Origin of the sequence: Actinoplanes subglobosus (assembly GCF_042650585.1) — a bacterium.
GTDB lineage: Bacteria > Actinomycetota > Actinomycetes > Mycobacteriales > Micromonosporaceae > Actinoplanes > Actinoplanes subglobosus.
The window spans coordinates 48415-63995 of sequence record NZ_JBHSBL010000031.1 but is presented as its reverse complement, the minus strand read 5'-3'; the positions used below and the strand labels follow the sequence as shown (position 1 = coordinate 63995).

Below are 15581 nucleotides of genomic sequence, written 5' to 3'. Positions count from 1 at the left end.
GGATCGGGCGATCAGGACCTATCTCGACCATCTGACCGTGGAACGCGGGCTGTCGCGCAACACGCTCGCGTCCTACCGGCGGGACCTGGAACGGTACGCCGAAGGGCTGGCCGCCGAGGGTGTCGAGGATCTCGCCGGCGTGCGGTCCGCGCACGTCGCGGGGCATCTGGCCCGGCTGCGCGAGGAGGGCCTGGCGTCGGCGTCGGCGGCGCGGGCCATCTCGGCGGTCCGCGGGTTGCACCGGTTCGCGGTCCGCGAGCGGTTGTCGGCACACGACCCGGCTTCGGAGGTACGGCCACCCGCACCGCCGAAACGCCTGCCCAAGGCGCTCGACGTGGACCAGGTCAGCCGGCTGCTCGCGGTGCCGGACGCCGACTCGCCGCTCGGCCTGCGGGACCGGGCCCTCCTGGAGTTCCTCTACGGCACCGGCGCGCGGATCTCCGAGGCGGTCGGCGCCGACATCGACGATCTCGAGCTGGCGACCGACCCGGCGGTCATCCTGCGGGGCAAGGGCGGGCGCACCCGTCTGGTCCCGGTCGGCGGTTACGCGCGGGCCGCGTTGCAGGCTTATCTGGTACGGGCGAGGCCCACCCTGTCCGAGGCGGGCCGGGGCACGCCCGCCGTGTTCCTCAACGCCCGCGGCGGACGACTCTCCCGGCAGAGCGCGTGGACGGTCCTGCACCGCTGCGCCATCGCCGCCGGTCTGCCGGTGGAGGGTCCGTACGCGGTGAGCCCGCACACGTTGCGTCACTCCTATGCGACGCATCTGCTCGATGGCGGGGCCGACGTACGGGTGGTGCAAGAACTGCTGGGACACGCCTCGGTCACCACGACGCAGGTGTATACCCTGGTGACCGTCGAACGCCTCCGCGAGGTGTACGCGACCGCACACCCGCGGGCTCGTTAGAGGCTATGGATGCGTGGGCGCGACACGCCGAACGGCTGAACCCTTTCGGGGCGGGGCGGGTGGCGTACAGTCGGGCATCGACCGTGCTAGCCCCGCGGCGGAAAACAGAAGTCAAATCGGGGCTATAGGCTGCGAGTCGAAGGGGGGCGAGGGGCATGTCAGGGAACGGCCAACGTGCAGAGGCCTGGACCTCCACTCTCCGCGAACAGCAGAATTCCCTGGATCTGGGCGCTGACCTCGGTCCCGCTGACCCCACGGCCTACACCATGCGCCGGCCCATCCCCGAGCCGATGCCCAAGGACCGGCACGGCCCGGCCCGCATCATCGCCCTGGCCAACCAGAAGGGTGGTGTCGGCAAGACGACCACCACCATCAACCTGGGTGCCGCGCTGGCGGAGTATGGGCGGAAGGTCCTCCTCGTCGACTTCGACCCGCAGGGTGCCTGCTCGGTCGGCCTCGGCGTCAACCCGCACAACCTCGACCTGAGTGTCTACAACCTGCTGATGCAGGACGACGTCGCCACCGAGGACGTCATCATCAAGTCCGACGTGGCCGGTCTGCACCTGCTGCCCGCCAACATCGACCTGTCGGCCGCCGAGATCCAGCTGGTCAACGAGGTCGCGCGGGAGATGGCGCTGGCCCGGGCGCTGCGCTCGGTCCGCAAGGAGTACGACTTCATCCTGATCGACTGCCAGCCCTCGCTGGGCCTGCTGGCGATCAACGCGCTGACCATCGCGCACGGCGTGCTCATCCCCCTGGAGTGTGAGTTCTTCTCCCTCCGCGGTGTGGCACTGCTCCTCGACACCATCGACAAGGTGCGCGAGCGGCTCAACTTCGACCTCGAGCTCGAGGGCATCCTCGCCACGATGTACGACTCCCGTACCACCCATTGCCGTCAGGTTCTGCAGCGTGTGGTCGAGGCGTTCGGCGACAAGGTCTACCAGACGGTGATCACGAAGACGGTGAAGTTCCCCGAGTCGACCGTGGCGGGTGCCCCGATCACTACGCTGGACCCTGCGTCGTCCGGCGCCCGTAACTACCGTCAGCTCGCTCGCGAGGTCATCGCCGCCCAGGCAGATCGAGGCTAGGTCCCGTACCGTGCTCTTCGCTCTCGGCGAACCGGTGGCGTTCGTCGCCCTGGTCGTCTCCTTCCTGCTCGGCCTGGCGCTGCGTGCCGTCGCCATGAGGTTCACGGCACGTGTCGTCGGGCTCGGTGACGGGCGCCCGCTGGTGCGGTTCAGCCCGCGGGAGGACATCGACCCGTTCGGCGCCGTCGCGGCCGCGATCGGTGGGCAGGGCTGGGGCCGGCAGGTGACGGTCGACGAGGTGCCGCGCTGGCGTGGCCGGGGCCGGGCCGCCGCGGTGTTCGCCGCCGGGCCGGTCGCCTGCATCCTCGCCGGTGAGCTGATCATCGCCGGGTTCGCGCTGGTCCAGCCGGCCCCCGAGCTGGAGCTCCTGAACCCGGGCTGGATCCTGCGTGGCTTCCCGCTGACGATCGCCGGCCAGGTGGCGCTGTCGCTCGGCACCGGCCTGCTCACCTTCGGCCTGCTGGCGCTCATCCCGATCCCGCCGCTGGACGGTTTCGGCGTGCTGTGGAACGCGCTCCGCAAACCGGGCCCGAGCATGGCCTGGATGCGGCTGTGGTTCGAGGACAAGAACATCGGCGCGCTGATCCTGCTGGTGTGCTCGTTCTTCCCGACGAGCTACCCGATCCTGCTGAGGATCATCGACTTCCTCGGCATCCTCTTCCTGCGAATCTGGGCCTGAGGCCGCCCCGATTCCACGGTTTCCGTGCCTCGCGCGCTGTTTTTCGCGGCTTCCGGGGTTACTGTTTGAGCGATGTCGATGTCACTGGCAGTCGCTGTGCTGCTGCTCGGCGTGGCCGATTCGATGGTCGGATCCTATTTCGTCCTGTTCGTGACCAAGGTCGTCGGCCTCACCCCGCTCCAGACCGGCGTCTTCGTGTCGATCCACGGCGCCGGCGGCATCCTGATCGCCTGGCTGGCCGGCCGCGGCTTCGACCGGCGGCCCTCCCGCGGGTACGCCAGCACGTCCATGGTCTGCGGCGGGATCGCCCTGTGGCTGATGACGGTCATCACGTCGTACGCCTGGCTGATGCTCCTAGCCGTCACCCTTCTTGCCGCCCTGGCCGCCGCCTTCCCGCAGTTGTTCGCGCTGGCCCGCCAGTCCGTCGGTGACGCGCCGGAGGCCGGCCGGGCGGTGCCGTTGCTGCGTTCGGTGTGGTCGCTGGCCTGGGCGGCCGGCCCGCTGATCGGCGCCGGGGTCCGGGCGATGGCCGGGTTCCCGGCGATCCTCCGCTCGGCCGGGGTGGTCCTGGTGGTGGCCGCCGTGTGGGTGCTCCTGGCCGTACCCCGTCCGGGCCGGCACCGGCCGTCCAGCCTGCCCGGCGGCGAGCCGGTCCCGGCGGTCCCGCGGACCGCCACGGTCCTGCTGACCACCGGAATCACCCTGTTCTTCACAGCGATGTTCGCCGCTTCGGTGGCGATCCCGCTCTTCGTCACCCGGGAACTCGGCCAGGCCGACTCGTCGGTCGGCGTCCTGTTCAGCGTCTGTGCCGCGGTCGAGGTGGTCGCCGCCCTGCTGCTGGCCGCGGTACCGGCTCGGATCAGTCAGCGGCTGGTCATCCTCGTCGGGATGGGCGGTTTTGTGTTCTTCTTCGCCCTCACCCTGCTCGCCCGCGACATGACCCTGCTGGTGGCCGGCCAGGTGGTCCGCGGCATTTCGATAGCGGTTGTCGGCGCGGCCGGGATCCGCTGGTTCCAGGACACGATGGCACCCGCGACCGGCCGGGCCACCACCCTGTTCGCCAACGCCACCACGGCCGGGATGGTCTTGGCCGGCATCGTCGGCGGCGCCTCGGTGGCCCTGCTCGACTACACCGGCACCCTGCTCCTGTGCGGCGCCGTGACGGTGGCCGCGACGACCGCGTTCGCCCTGGGCACCACCACCCACGCCGGCCGCCCACCCCCGGCCCCTCGCGCGGTTCCACCCGGCCGGGGCGAGAACTGGGTGATGATCCCGCCGCGGGAGACGACGGCAGACGACCATGACGGCCGCGGCGCCGGGTTCGCCGGACGGCAGCCGGATCGGCGATCGATAGGCTGTCGGTGTGTACCTCAAGACGATCAGGCTCAACAACGTGCGCGGCTTTCACAGTGCCCGCAATGTTGCGCTTGACCTCACCCGGCCGGACGGTTCGTTCGCCGGTTGGACGGTGTTGGCCGGACGCAACGGCTCGGGCAAGACCTCACTGCTTCGTGCGGTGGCGCTCGCGCTCGGCGGCCCGAAGGTCGCCACCTACCTCGTCGCAGATTTCTCTAGATGGCTCGCGGCGGGGCAGCAGTCCGCGATGTGGCAGGTCCGGGTGATTCGTGACGTGCGCCGCGACCGGTTCCGCGGCGGTGAGCCGTGGGAGGGGCATCCGCTCTCGTTCGGCCTCTCCTTGGACCTCCCGCCGGAGTCTTGGCGCGAGCGATCGGATGTCGAGCCGCTTCTCGGGCTCCTTGATGACCCAACAGAGCCGGGAAGCGCCACCAGCGGCCCATGGGATGCGAACGCGTCAGGGTGGTTCTGTGCCGCGTATGGTCCGTTCCGGCGATTGGCTGACGTCTCCGGTTCTGCGCACCGGCCGCTTCCGAAGAATGGTCCGGCGGCCCGGATCGCCGGTCTTTTCGATGACAACATCCCACTGGCTGAGGGTGTCAGCTGGCTGATCGAGCAGCATTTGCGAGCGTTGGAGGCCCGCCCTGGCGCGGAGAGCCTCAAGAGCGCGGCTCTCGCCGTTCTCGGGGATGGTCTCCTGCCGGACGGCTTCCAGGTTCGCGACGTCGATTCGGAGGGACTCTGGGTCGAGCGCGGGGGCCACCGCTTTCCGCTCAGGGAGATGAGCGATGGGTTCCGTGCGGTTGCCGCCTTGGTCGTGGACCTGCTGAAGCAGTTGCACGATTGCTACGGCGGCCTCGACGTCGAATATGCGGACGGATCTCCGACCGTGACGGCACCCGGCGTGGTTCTCATCGACGAGGTGGACGCCCACCTGCACGTCTCCTGGCAGAAGCGGATCGGCAACTGGCTCAAGACGCATTTCCCGCGGATCCAGTTCATCGTCACGACGCACAGCCCCTACATCTGTCAGGCCGCTGATGAGAACGGGCTGATCCGGCTCCCCGGCCCGGATGAGGACGAGCCGCCGCGCATCGTCGAGCAGGATCTCTACGAGCGCATCGTCTACGGCAGTGGCGACGATGCGGTCATGTCCGAGCTGTTCGGATTGGACACGCCGTACTCCGAGGAGGCGGTCCGTCTTCGTCGTGAGCTGGTCGCTCTCGAGACCGATGTGCTCCTCGGAAGCGCTGACGAGGCCGCCGTCCGGCGCTATGAGGACCTGCGGGACCGGTTGAGCAGCTCACCCGCGGCCCGGGCCGATGAACTCGCCGCCCGGATCGTCTCCGACGCGGAGCAACGTCCTAGGTGATCCCCATCGTCCGGACCCCGTTGCCGTCGGAACTCGACGCACGAATGACGACCCTGACCGGGCGGATCCAGCAGGAGGAGACCGGCGAACGGCTGTCGACAGCCCGGACGCTGTGGCGTCAGAGCCACACCCGGGCCACGGTCACCGCTCCGATCAGAACCGTCCTGGCCGGGATGGCGGCCGGTGCTGAGCGGTGCATGTACTGCGGGGACAACCAGGGCACCGACATCGACCACCACGAGCCGATGTTCCGGGCCCCGCTGCGGACCTTCGACTGGTACAACCACCTGCTGGCCTGTTCGCACTGCAACAGCCATCACAAGCGGGACCGGTTTCCGGTGGACGGGCAGGGCCGTCCGCTGCTGATCGACCCCAGCGCGGAGGACCCCTTCGACCATCTGATGCTGTCGCTGTCCGTCGGTGAGTACCGTGCACTGACCGCGAAGGGCCGGGAGAGTATCGAGGTCTTCGGGCTGAACCGGCCGATCCTGGCGCGCGGCCGGCAGCAGGCCTTCGCTGTTGTCGAGATGTGTCTGCGGCAATGGCCGGACGCGGTGAGGGGGAAGAGCGTGTACCGGCCGGACCGACTGGTTCGCATCATCCGCGAGCAACCCTGTGCCGACGTCTGTCAGGCCATGTTGCGGCAGGTGGAGCTGCCCGGCGCGGCGGTGATCTTCAAGGATGTCCCGGAGATCGTGGCCGCGCTGCGGGACGGTGTGCTGCGTGGCGCGCTGCTGCGGTGAAAAGTTGCTCCGGCGTGCCCGCTCGCACGCCGGAGCAGCTCGGTCAGGCGGCGGTGGCCAGCGTGGTGCGGCGGAGGGTGGCGTCCGCGGTGGCGTCGTCGGGCTGCTGCTGGGCGGCCAGTTCGGCGATGACGCGGGACTCGTAGGCGTCGGCCTCGCGGGCCGCGTCGGCCTCGGACCAGCCCAGGACCGGGGCGATCAGGGTGGCCGCCGCGCGGGCCGCCGCGACACCGCGGTCGGGGGTCTCGAAAGCGATCCGGGTACGCCGGGACAGCACGTCGTCCAGGTGCCGGGCACCCTCGTGGCTGGCCGCGTAGAGGATCTCGGCGCGCAGGTGGCCGGGTGCGCCGTCGACCGGCAGGCCGAGCGACGGGTCGGCCTCGATCAGGGACAGCACCTCGTCGATCAGCGTGCCGTAGCGGCGCAGCAGGTGTTCGATCGCGGTCACGGTGAGGCCGGATTCGCGGCTCAGAGCGGCGCGGCGGTTCCAGGCGGCGCGGTAGCCGTCGGCGCCGAGCAGCGGGACCTGGTCGGTGCAGGAGGCGGGGACGCGGGCGGCGAGCTCGCGGACGGCGGCGTCGACGGCGTCCCTGGCCATCACCCGGTACGTCGTGTACTTGCCGCCGGCGACCACGACCATCCCGGGGACCGGGTTGCCGACGGCGTGTTCGCGGGACAGTTTGGCGGTGCTCGCCGCCTCGGCCGACAGCAGCGGGCGCAGACCGGCGTAGACACCCTGCACGTCGTCGCGGGTCAGCGGCACGGCGAGCGCCTTGTTGACCTCGTCGAGCAGGTAGTCGACGTCCTTGCCGGACGCGGCCGGATCGGACTTGTCGAGGGTCCACGCGGTGTCGGTGGTTCCGATGATCCAGTGCTCGTCCCAGGGGATCACGAACAGGACGCTGGTGGCCGTACGCAGGATCATGCCCGTGCGGCCGGCGATCCGGTCGCGCGGAACGACCAGATGGATCCCCTTGCTCGCGGTGATCTTGAATTCGCCGCGTTCGCCGGTCAGCAGGGCCTGACTGTCGCCGGTCCACACACCGGTCGCGTTGATCACCGTGCGGGCGCGGATGGTGAGTTCGGCGCCGGTCTCCAGGTCGCGGGCGGTGACGCCGACGACCCGGCGGCCCTCGCGGAGGAAGCCGGTGACCTCGGTGCGGGAGGCGACGTGCGCGCCGTTGGCGACGGCCGTCCGGACCAGGAACATGGTGTGCCGGGCGTCGTCGACCTGCGCGTCGTAGTAGCGGATCGCACCGACCAGCGTCTCCGGGCGTAGCGACGGGAAGGCCTTGAGCGCTTCGACCCGGCTGAGGTGCCGGTGTACGGGCACGCCCGCGCCGCCACCGGAGAGGGCGAGGATGTCGTAGAGGGCCACGCCGGCGCCGACGTAGAGGCGCTCCCAGGCCCGCTTCTGCAGCGGGTAGAGGAACGGCACCGGCCGGACCAGGTGCGGCGCGAGTTTCTGGATGAGCAGGCCGCGTTCCCGCAGTGCTTCGCGGACCAGGCTGAAGTCGAGCATCTCCAGGTAGCGCAGGCCGCCGTGGATCAGCTTGCTGGACCGGCTGGAGGTGCCGCTGGCGAAGTCGCGTGCCTCGAGGAGGCCGACGGAGAGCCCGCGGGTGGCGGCGTCGAGTGCGGACCCGGCGCCGACGACTCCGGCGCCCACGACGAGCACGTCCAGTTCGGGGCCGGACGACATGGCTTCGAGGGCCTTGGTGCGGGCCTGGGGCGAGATCACTCCGGTTTTCATACTGGTCCTTCCGGAAAAAAGGTCAGCCGACGCTGACCCAGTCGAGGGTGCGGTCGATGGCCGCTCGCCAGCGGGTGAGACCTTCGGTGCGCCGGTCCGCCGACCAGGACGGCTGCCAGCGCCGGTCCTCGTGACGGTTGGCGCGCAGGTCGTCCAGGGAGTTCCAGAAGCCGACCGCGAGCCCGGCCGCGTAGGCGGCGCCGAGCGCGGTGGTCTCGGCGACGACCGGCCGGCTGACCGGTACGCCGAGGATGTCGGCCTGGAGCTGCATGCAGAGCGCGTTCGCGGTGACGCCACCGTCGACCTGCAGGCAGTCGAGGGCGGTCCCGGAGTCCTGGGCCATCGCCTCGACGACGTCGCGGGTCTGGTAGCAGATCGCTTCGAGGGCGGCCCGGGTGATGTGGGCGGCGGTGTGGAAGCGGGACAGGCCGACGATGGCGGCCCGGGCGTCCGGCCGCCAGTAGGGGGCGAACAGGCCGGAGAACGCGGGCACGAAGCAGACGCCGGCGCTGTCCTCGACCTGGCCGGCCAGGGTCTCGCTGTCGCCGGCGGACTCCAGGACGCCGAGCTGGTCACGCAGCCACTGGATGGCGGAGCCACACGCGGCGATCGAGCCTTCCAGGGCGAAGACCGGGGCGTCGGTCCCGAAGCGGTAGCCGACCGTGGTGATCAGGCCGTGGCTGGACCGGACCGGGGTGGTGCCGGTGTTCATCAGCAGGAACCCGCCGGTGCCGTAGGTGCATTTGGCCTCGCCCGGCTCGAAACAGGTCTGCCCGAACAGGGCCGCCTGCTGGTCACCGATGGCCGCGGCGATCGGCACCCCGGGGAGAACCGCGTCGGCGGTGCCGTAGACCTCGGCCGAGGAGCGGATCTCCGGCAGCATCGCCCGCGGGATCCCGAAGAGCGCGAGCAGGGCGGGATCCCAGTCCAGGGTGGAGAGGTCCATCAGCATGGTGCGGCTGGCGTTGGTGACGTCGGTGAGGTGCAGGCCGCCGGTGAGGTTCCAGATCAGCCAGCTGTCGACCGTGCCGAACAGCACGTCACCCCGGGAGGCGCGGTCCCGCAGGCCGGTGACGTTGTCGAGCAGCCATTGGACCTTCGTGGCGGAGAAGTAGGTGGCCGGCGGCAATCCGGTCCGGTCCCGGATCAGATCAGGATCGAGAGCGGCGACCAGATGATCGGTACGGGTGTCCTGCCACACGATGGCCGGTGCGACGGGCGCTCCCGTGGCCCGGTCCCACAGCACCACCGTCTCGCGCTGGTTGGTGATACCGATGGCGGCCAGGTCGGCCGGGGTGAGGCCGGTGTCGGCGAGCGCCACCGCGATGGTCTTGAGGGTGTTCTCCCAGATCTCCGCCGGGTCGTGCTCGACCCAGCCCGACCGGGGCTGGATCTGCCGGTGCTCCAGCTGGTGTCGGCCGATCTCTCGACCGGCCCGGTCGAAGATCATGAACCGCGTGCTGGTGGTGCCCTGATCGATCGCGCCGACGTATCGCGCCACAAGTGCCTCCTGTCCTCGACGTCGGGGACGTTAGGAGCCGTTCAGGAGTGCCACAACGCCGTGCGTGCGACAATGTCGCACGTGCCGGGGTTGATCCAGTCGATCGAGCGGTCGTCGGCCGTGTTGCGCCTGCTGGCGGCCGGTCCGGACCGGCTGCGCGTCAAGGAGGTCGCGGACGCGCTCGGCCTGCCGAAATCCACCGCGCACAGCATCCTGCGGACCCTGGAGCACGTCGGGTTCGTCGAGCAGGACACCCGGACCGCCCGCTACCGGCTCGGCCGCGGGCTGCTCGACCTGGGTTCGGCCGGCATCGACGCCAACGAGCTGCGCGGGCGGGCGCTCAACTGGGCCGACGCGCTGGCGGCCCGCAGCGGCGAGGAGGTGCGGCTGGGTGTGCTCGACGGCGGCCAGGTCCTCGTCGTGCACCACGTCTTCCGGCCGGACGACTCGGCCCAGTCGCTGGACACCGGGGTCCGGCTCCCGCCGCACGCCACCGCCCTGGGGCAGGTCCTGCTCGCCTACTCGGCCGCCGCCGAGGCCTCGGTGGCGGCGGGCGGGCTGGAGTCGTACACCAGAAGGACCGTGACCGACCGCCGTGATCTCGCCCGGACGCTGACCGAGACCCGCGCCCGCGGATGGGGTCTGTCGGTGGAGGAGTGGCGGCCCGGTCTCGCGGCGATCGCCGCGCCGGTGCGCACCTCCGGCGGTCTCGTGGTGGGTGCCGTCGGCATCGCCGGCCCGGTGGAGCGGCTGACCGACACCCGGCGGCAGGCGCGCCCGGCACTGGTGGAGCACGTGGTGGCGGCGGCGCGGTCGATCTCCCGGGACGTGGCCGGGGCATGAGCTACGTTCTGGCTATCGATCAGGGGACGACGTCGACGCGGTGCATCCTGTTCGACCGGCGGGCGACCGTGGTGTCGGCGGTGCGCGCCGAGCATCCGCAGTCCTATCCGCGGCCGGGGTGGGTGGAGCACGACGCGGCGCGGATCTGGCGTGACCTGCGGAAACTGATCAGGAAGGCGCTGGCCGACGTGGATCCGTCCGAGGTGGCGGCGATCGGGATAGCGAATCAGCGGGAGACGGTGGTCCTGTGGGACCGTGTGACGGGGGTGCCCGTGGCCCCGGCGATCGTCTGGCAGGACACCCGCACCGACGTCTCTACATTGGACGCGGATTTCGTGAAGAGCCGGACAGGGCTGCCGCCGGCCACCTACTTCTCGGCTACCAAGATCCAATGGCTGCTCGACAACGGCCTCCGCGACCGGGCCGAGCGCGGCGAGATCCTCTTCGGCACCATGGACAGCTGGCTGATCTGGAACCTGACCGGTGGCCTGCACATCACCGACGTCACCAACGCCAGCCGCACCATGCTGATGAACCTCTCCACCCTGGACTGGGATCCCGCTCTCCTCGACCTGTTCGGCATCCCGCGGGCCATGCTGCCGGAGATAAGATCATCATCCGAGGTGTACGGGACAGCCGACGCCGTGCTACCCGGGGTTCCGATCGCCGCGGCCATCGGTGACCAGCAGGCGGCCCTGTTCGGGCAGACCTGTTTCGAGCCGGGCGAGGCCAAATGCACCTACGGCACCGGCGGGTTCCTGCTGATGAACACCGGCACCATCCCGGTCCGGTCCAGCCACGGCCTGATCACCACGGTCGGCTACCGGATCGGCGGCGAGGATCCGGTGTTCGCCCTGGAGGGCTCGATCGCGATCGCCGGCTCGCTCGTCCAGTGGGTCCGCGACGGGCTCGGGCTGATCGCCACCGCCTCCGAGATCGAGACCCTCGCCGGTACGGTCGCCGACAACGGCGGCTGCTACATCGTCCCGGCGTTCTCCGGGCTCTACGCGCCCTACTGGCACAGCGAGGCCCGCGGTGTGATCGTCGGTCTCACCTCGTACATCACGAAGGGCCATCTGGCCCGCGCCGTGCTGGAGGCGACCGGCTGGCAGACACGCGACGTCGTCGACGCCATGAACGCCGACTCGGGCCTGGCCCTGACCACCCTCAACGTGGACGGCGGGATGACCGCCGACAATCTGCTGATGCAGATCGTCGCCGACGTCCTGCAGGTGCCGGTGGTCCGGCCGATGGTCGCCGAGACGGTGTCGCTCGGTGCCGCCTACGCGGCCGGGCTGGCCGTCGGCTACTGGTCGGACCTGCGGGATCTGCGCGCCAACCGGCACCGGGCCGGACGATGGCGGCCCACACTGGACTCCGGCCGCCGCGATCGCGACTACGCCCGCTGGCGGCGGGCCATCGAATGCGCGGTGCTCTTCAGCCGGGAGGACTGACCCTCTACCGTGGACTGTCGGCGAGGAGTGTCACCGGGAGTCGCAATTGCGTGCCGCTCCCGGCTTTTCCGATGTGTGGACGGCTGAGCCCGATCGGCCAGAAACAGAATGGTGAACATCTCACTTCGGTCACGCTAACCCCAGATTTCACAAGGGTGTCTATAGTCGCGTCCACACACACGCGCGCCGGCTGGGTCGCGTGAGCTACATCTGCGAAAGGAGGCCGACGTGGCGAAGACCAAGGAAAAGGCCAAGAAGGCGGAAAAGGTCGAGGCTGCGCCGGTTGAGCCGGTGAAGGCCGAAAAGGTCAAGAAGGCCAAGAAGGCCGTCGTGGCCGAGCCGGTCGTCGAGGCGCCCGTGGTGGTCGAGGCCCCTGCCAAGGCCAAGAAGGCCAAGAAGGTCGTCGTGGCCGCGCCGGTCGTCGAGGAGCCGGTGGCTGTCGAGGCCCCCGCCAAGGCCAAGAAGGCCAAGAAGAAGTGATCTGCCGGGCCGCCGTGCTCTCTGCTCGGCGGCCCGTTCTCACGACGCGTTCGTGAACAGTTCGAAAGTGGAGTTGTAATACTTGTCGGTCTGCCCCAGGTGACGCATTCCGAGGCGCCGGCACACCGCCTGCGACGCCGTGTTCTCCGGCCAGGTCACCGCGAGCACCGGCGCGATTCCGGAACGGGCCGCGTAGGCCATCACCGCATTGGCAGCCTCCGTCGCGTACCCCTTGCCCCAGGCGTTGGGGTGCAGATGCCAGCCGATCTCCGTCTCGCCGCACGGCGTCAGTGTCTCGCCGGAGGCGAGGAGCGGGACCAGCAGCGCGGTGCCGAGCAGGTGACCGGTCGACCGGTCCTGGACCGCCCAGATCGTGTGCACGTCGTCCTGCCGGGCACGCCAGCGGGTCAGCGTCGCGACCGCGTCGTCGTGCCCGGTCAGCACCCGTGGCGCCGAACCGAGGAACCGTGCCACCTCCCACCGCGAGTACATGTCGAGGAGGAAGTCGATGTCCTTCTCCTCCCACTCGCGAAGAAGCAGCCGGGGTGAGATCAGTGACCGCATCGCCGCAGCGTAACGCCGATCGCGAGGAAATGTAACCGGCCGGTAACCCGGCCGCGGAGCAACCCGGCAGGGATTGAGACGTTGGAAGAGCGTGCACCCGGAGGAACTCGTCACAGGCATGGTCTACGGTCGGCACGTGCTTGAAGAGCCCGCCCCGTCGCCGCCGGAGCCCGGTGCCGCCGTCCCGGCCGTCGCGCCCGCCGGTGTGGAGATCGAGGCCAGTGGATTCACCGTCCGGCTGGACAACTTCACCGGCCCGTTCGACCTTCTTCTCCAGCTGATCGGCAAGCACAAGCTGGATGTCACCGAGATCGCGCTGCATCAGGTCACCGACGACTTCATCGCCTACATCCGGGCCATGGGCGACGACTGGGACCTCGGCGAGACCAGCGAGTTCCTGCTCGTCGCGGCGACCCTGCTCGACCTCAAGGCGGCCCGGCTGCTGCCCGCCGCCGAGGTCGAGGACGAGGAGGACCTGGCGCTGCTGGAGGCACGCGACCTGCTCTTCGCCAGGCTGCTGCAATACAAGGCCTTCAAGGAGGCCGCCGCACACATCGCGGAGCTCGAGGCCACCGGGGCGCGTCGCTGGCCGCGGATGGTCACCCTCGAGCAGCGGTATGCGGATGCGCTCCCCGAACTGGTCCTGGGCGTCGGGCCGGAACGCCTGCTGAAGATGGCGCTGAAGAGTTTCCTGCCCAAGCCGGGGCCGCCGCAGGTGTCCATCGCCCACATCCATCAGGTGCGGGTCAGTGTCCGCGAGCATGCCAACCTGCTGCGTGACCGGCTGCGCCGGGCCGGTGTGGCCACGTTCAGCCTGCTCGTCGCCGACTGTGCGAACACGCTCGAGGTGGTGGCCCGGTTCCTGGCGCTGCTGGAGCTCTACCGCGAAGGGCTGATCGACTTCGAGCAGCCCGTCTCGCTGGACGAGCTGACCGTCCGGTGGATCGGCGGTGACGGTGACATCGAGCTCGACGTCGACGACTACGAGGGCAGCAAACCGGCAGACGACGATACCGGTTCGGACGATCCCGCGGCCGCGCGGCTTGACTCGGACGCCGCTGGTGGCGATCTTGACACGGGTGACGACGAGGCCCCGGCGGACGAGCCGGCGGCCGTGGAGGAGACATCGTGAGCAGCGAGGAGCAGCCGGAGTCGCTGGCCGCCCAGGCCGCGGCGTGGGTGCCGCCGTGGGAGCGGCGGCGGGAGCCGGACCGGGAGTACCAGGCCGAGGCCGAGGCCGCCGCCGAGCTTCTCGACGAGCCGCCCGCCGAACCCCCTCTCGTTCCGGCGGTCGAACCCCCTCTCGTTCCGGCCGCTGAATCTCTCGCCGGAGCCGAGCCGGTGGCGGAGATCGAGTCCGCCGTCGAGGCTGAGCCGGTCGTGGAGCCGGAACCCGAGCCGGAGCCGGTTGTGGCTGCGATGCCGGTTGTGGCCGTGGAGCCGGAAGTCACACCGGTGGTGGCCGAGCCGGTGGTGATGGCCGCGGTGCCGTCGCAGCCCCGGCGGCCGCGGGAGGCGGTTCCCGCGGTTGCGGAGAGCGTCGCCCGTACCGCCGCGGTGGTCGATCTCGACGACGCCGACCTCGCCGCCGCTCTCGAATCGATCATGCTCGTCGTCGACGAGCCGGTCGGCGAGCTGCAGCTGGCGCAGGTTCTGGAGCAGCCGGTGGAGCGGATCGCGCGGACGCTGGAGAACGTGTCGGCCCGCTACACGGCGGCCGGGCACGGCATCGACCTGCGGCGGGTCGCCGGCGGGTGGCGGTTGTACACCCGCCCGGAGTACGCGGCGTACGTCGAGCGGTTCGTCCTGGACGGCCAGTCGGTGCGGCTCACCCAGGCCGCGCTGGAGACACTCGCCGTGGTCGCCTACAAGCAGCCGGTCACCAGATCCCGCATCTCGGCCATCCGCGGTGTGAACTGTGACGGGGTCATGCGTACGCTGGTCACTCGCGGCCTGATCGAGGAGGTCGGCACCGAGCCGGAAACCGGGGCATACCTGTACCGGACGACGCCGTTGTTCCTCGAGAAGCTGGGCCTCAACTCGGTCGACCAGCTGCCGCCCCTTGCTCCGTTCCTGCCCGACGATGTGGAAGAAGTGCTCGATGCCTCAGGCTGACACCGCCGAACGCCTCCAGAAAGTCCTGGCGGCGGCCGGTGTTGGATCCCGGCGCGCCTGCGAAGACCTGATCTTCCGGCGGCGCGTCACCGTCAACGGCCGGGTCGCCAAGCTCGGCGACAAGGTCGACCCCGCCACGGCGGAGATCCACGTCGACGGGCAGCGGGTGATCACCAACACCAAGCTCGTCTACGTGGCGCTGAACAAGCCGCGCGGCGTCGTCTCCAGCCTCGACGACGAGAAGGGCCGCACCGAGCTGGCCGACTTCCTCGGGGCCAACTTCGAGCAGCGGCTGTTCCACGTGGGCCGGCTCGATGCCGACTCCGAGGGGCTGCTGCTGTTCACCAACGACGGCGGGCTGGCGCACAAGCTGATGCACCCGTCGTACGAGATCAACAAGACCTACCTGGCCGAGGTGGTCGGGCCGCTGCCGCGGACCGTCGGCCGTGCCCTGCAGAAGGGCATCGAGCTGGAGGACGGCCCGGCGAAGGTGGACTCGTTCCGCCTGGTCGACGCGATCGGCAAGACCGCGCAGGTGGAGATCGTCCTGCACGAGGGCCGCAAGCACATCGTCCGCCGGATGATGGACGCGGTCGGCCACCCGGTGACCCGGCTGATCCGCACGGCGGTCGGCCCGATCCGTCTCGGCGACCTGCGTCCCGGCGGTTTCCGGCACCTGTCGACAGCCGAGGTCGGGGCGCTCTTCAAGGCCGTCGGCGACTGATT

The 15581-nt window shown here is 70.1% G+C and carries 15 protein-coding genes; 12 read left to right on the top strand and 3 right to left on the bottom strand.

Going from position 1 to position 15581, the window contains the following annotated elements:
* Positions 1–31 precede the first annotated feature (31 nt).
* From ACFO0C_RS44780 to ACFO0C_RS44755, 6 genes are all read left to right on the top strand, one after another.
* A complete protein-coding gene (locus ACFO0C_RS44780; RefSeq protein ID WP_378072999.1) occupies positions 32–907 on the top strand; it encodes a site-specific tyrosine recombinase XerD in 876 nt (291 codons plus the stop codon).
* 155 nt (positions 908–1062) lie between these two features.
* A complete protein-coding gene (locus ACFO0C_RS44775) occupies positions 1063–1995 on the top strand; it encodes a ParA family protein (protein WP_360333656.1) in 933 nt (310 codons plus the stop codon).
* Between the two features lie 10 nt (positions 1996–2005).
* On the top strand, positions 2006–2674 hold the full coding sequence (locus tag ACFO0C_RS44770; RefSeq protein WP_378072971.1) for a hypothetical protein: 669 nt from the start codon (positions 2006–2008) through the stop codon (positions 2672–2674).
* A 72-nt stretch (positions 2675–2746) separates the two neighbouring features.
* Complete coding sequence (locus tag ACFO0C_RS44765; RefSeq protein WP_378072970.1) at positions 2747–4105, top strand: MFS transporter; 1359 nt, start codon at positions 2747–2749, stop codon at positions 4103–4105.
* Complete coding sequence (locus ACFO0C_RS44760; RefSeq protein ID WP_378072969.1) at positions 4038–5402, top strand: AAA family ATPase; 1365 nt, start codon at positions 4038–4040, stop codon at positions 5400–5402. Before ACFO0C_RS44765 ends, ACFO0C_RS44760 begins: the two co-directional genes overlap by 68 nt.
* On the top strand, positions 5399–6145 hold the full coding sequence (locus tag ACFO0C_RS44755) for a hypothetical protein (RefSeq protein ID WP_378072968.1): 747 nt from the start codon (positions 5399–5401) through the stop codon (positions 6143–6145). The genes ACFO0C_RS44760 and ACFO0C_RS44755 overlap by 4 nt, the downstream gene beginning before the upstream one ends.
* Before the next feature lie 43 nt (positions 6146–6188).
* Here the strand turns inward: ACFO0C_RS44755 and ACFO0C_RS44750 are convergent, their stop codons facing one another.
* Both ACFO0C_RS44750 and glpK (ACFO0C_RS44745) read right to left on the bottom strand, forming a co-directional pair.
* The gene (locus tag ACFO0C_RS44750) at positions 6189–7898 is read right to left on the bottom strand and encodes a glycerol-3-phosphate dehydrogenase/oxidase (protein ID WP_378072967.1); all 1710 of its coding nucleotides are present in this window, start codon (positions 7896–7898) and stop codon (positions 6189–6191) included.
* A 22-nt stretch (positions 7899–7920) separates the two neighbouring features.
* On the bottom strand, positions 7921–9399 hold the full coding sequence (glpK, locus tag ACFO0C_RS44745; protein ID WP_378072966.1) for a glycerol kinase GlpK: 1479 nt from the start codon (positions 9397–9399) through the stop codon (positions 7921–7923).
* 81 nt (positions 9400–9480) lie between these two features.
* Here glpK (ACFO0C_RS44745) and ACFO0C_RS44740 point away from each other — a divergent pair, with 81 nt between their 5' ends.
* The 3 genes from ACFO0C_RS44740 (at position 9481) to ACFO0C_RS44730 (ending at position 12176) form a co-directional block, all read left to right on the top strand.
* A complete protein-coding gene (locus ACFO0C_RS44740) occupies positions 9481–10242 on the top strand; it encodes an IclR family transcriptional regulator (RefSeq protein ID WP_378072965.1) in 762 nt (253 codons plus the stop codon).
* Positions 10239–11696 (top strand): glycerol kinase GlpK, encoded by a 1458-nt coding sequence (glpK, locus tag ACFO0C_RS44735; RefSeq protein WP_378072964.1) that lies wholly within the window; start codon positions 10239–10241, stop codon positions 11694–11696. Before ACFO0C_RS44740 ends, glpK (ACFO0C_RS44735) begins: the two co-directional genes overlap by 4 nt.
* A 228-nt stretch (positions 11697–11924) precedes the next feature.
* Entirely contained in the window at positions 11925–12176 is a 252-nt protein-coding gene (locus ACFO0C_RS44730; RefSeq protein WP_378072963.1) for a hypothetical protein, read from the top strand.
* A 39-nt stretch (positions 12177–12215) separates the two neighbouring features.
* On the opposite strand, the gene ACFO0C_RS44725 is transcribed toward ACFO0C_RS44730, so the two are convergent.
* Positions 12216–12740 (bottom strand): GNAT family N-acetyltransferase, encoded by a 525-nt coding sequence (locus ACFO0C_RS44725; protein ID WP_378072962.1) that lies wholly within the window; start codon positions 12738–12740, stop codon positions 12216–12218.
* 118 nt (positions 12741–12858) lie between these two features.
* Between ACFO0C_RS44725 and ACFO0C_RS44720 the strand changes: the two genes are divergently transcribed.
* The 3 genes from ACFO0C_RS44720 to ACFO0C_RS44710 are packed head-to-tail and all read left to right on the top strand — an operon-like array spanning position 12859 to position 15579.
* Positions 12859–13872 carry a segregation and condensation protein A gene (locus tag ACFO0C_RS44720; protein WP_378072961.1) on the top strand — a complete coding sequence of 338 codons (1014 nt, stop codon included), beginning with the start codon at positions 12859–12861 and terminating at the stop codon, positions 13870–13872.
* Positions 13869–14855: an SMC-Scp complex subunit ScpB gene (scpB, locus tag ACFO0C_RS44715; protein ID WP_378072960.1), complete on the top strand. Its 987-nt coding sequence runs from the start codon at positions 13869–13871 to the stop codon at positions 14853–14855. The genes ACFO0C_RS44720 and scpB overlap by 4 nt, the downstream gene beginning before the upstream one ends.
* The gene (locus ACFO0C_RS44710; RefSeq protein WP_378072959.1) at positions 14824–15579 is read left to right on the top strand and encodes a pseudouridine synthase; all 756 of its coding nucleotides are present in this window, start codon (positions 14824–14826) and stop codon (positions 15577–15579) included. Before scpB ends, ACFO0C_RS44710 begins: the two co-directional genes overlap by 32 nt.
* The last annotated feature ends 2 nt before the right edge of the window (positions 15580–15581 follow it).

What these genes read in the sequence shown, in the direction of transcription:
- glpK (WP_378072964.1), top strand. Translation starts at nt 10,239, where the DNA reads ATGAGCTACGTTCTGGCTATCGATCAGGGGACGACGTCGACGCGGTGC.
- ACFO0C_RS44720 (WP_378072961.1), top strand. Translation starts at nt 12,859, where the DNA reads ATGGTCTACGGTCGGCACGTGCTTGAAGAGCCCGCCCCGTCGCCGCCG.
- ACFO0C_RS44725 (WP_378072962.1), bottom strand. Translation starts at nt 12,740, where the DNA reads ATGCGGTCACTGATCTCACCCCGGCTGCTTCTTCGCGAGTGGGAGGAG.
- ACFO0C_RS44710 (WP_378072959.1), top strand. Translation starts at nt 14,824, where the DNA reads ATGTGGAAGAAGTGCTCGATGCCTCAGGCTGACACCGCCGAACGCCTC.
- ACFO0C_RS44765 (WP_378072970.1), top strand. Translation starts at nt 2,747, where the DNA reads ATGTCGATGTCACTGGCAGTCGCTGTGCTGCTGCTCGGCGTGGCCGAT.
- ACFO0C_RS44775 (WP_360333656.1), top strand. Translation starts at nt 1,063, where the DNA reads ATGTCAGGGAACGGCCAACGTGCAGAGGCCTGGACCTCCACTCTCCGC.
- ACFO0C_RS44750 (WP_378072967.1), bottom strand. Translation starts at nt 7,898, where the DNA reads ATGAAAACCGGAGTGATCTCGCCCCAGGCCCGCACCAAGGCCCTCGAA.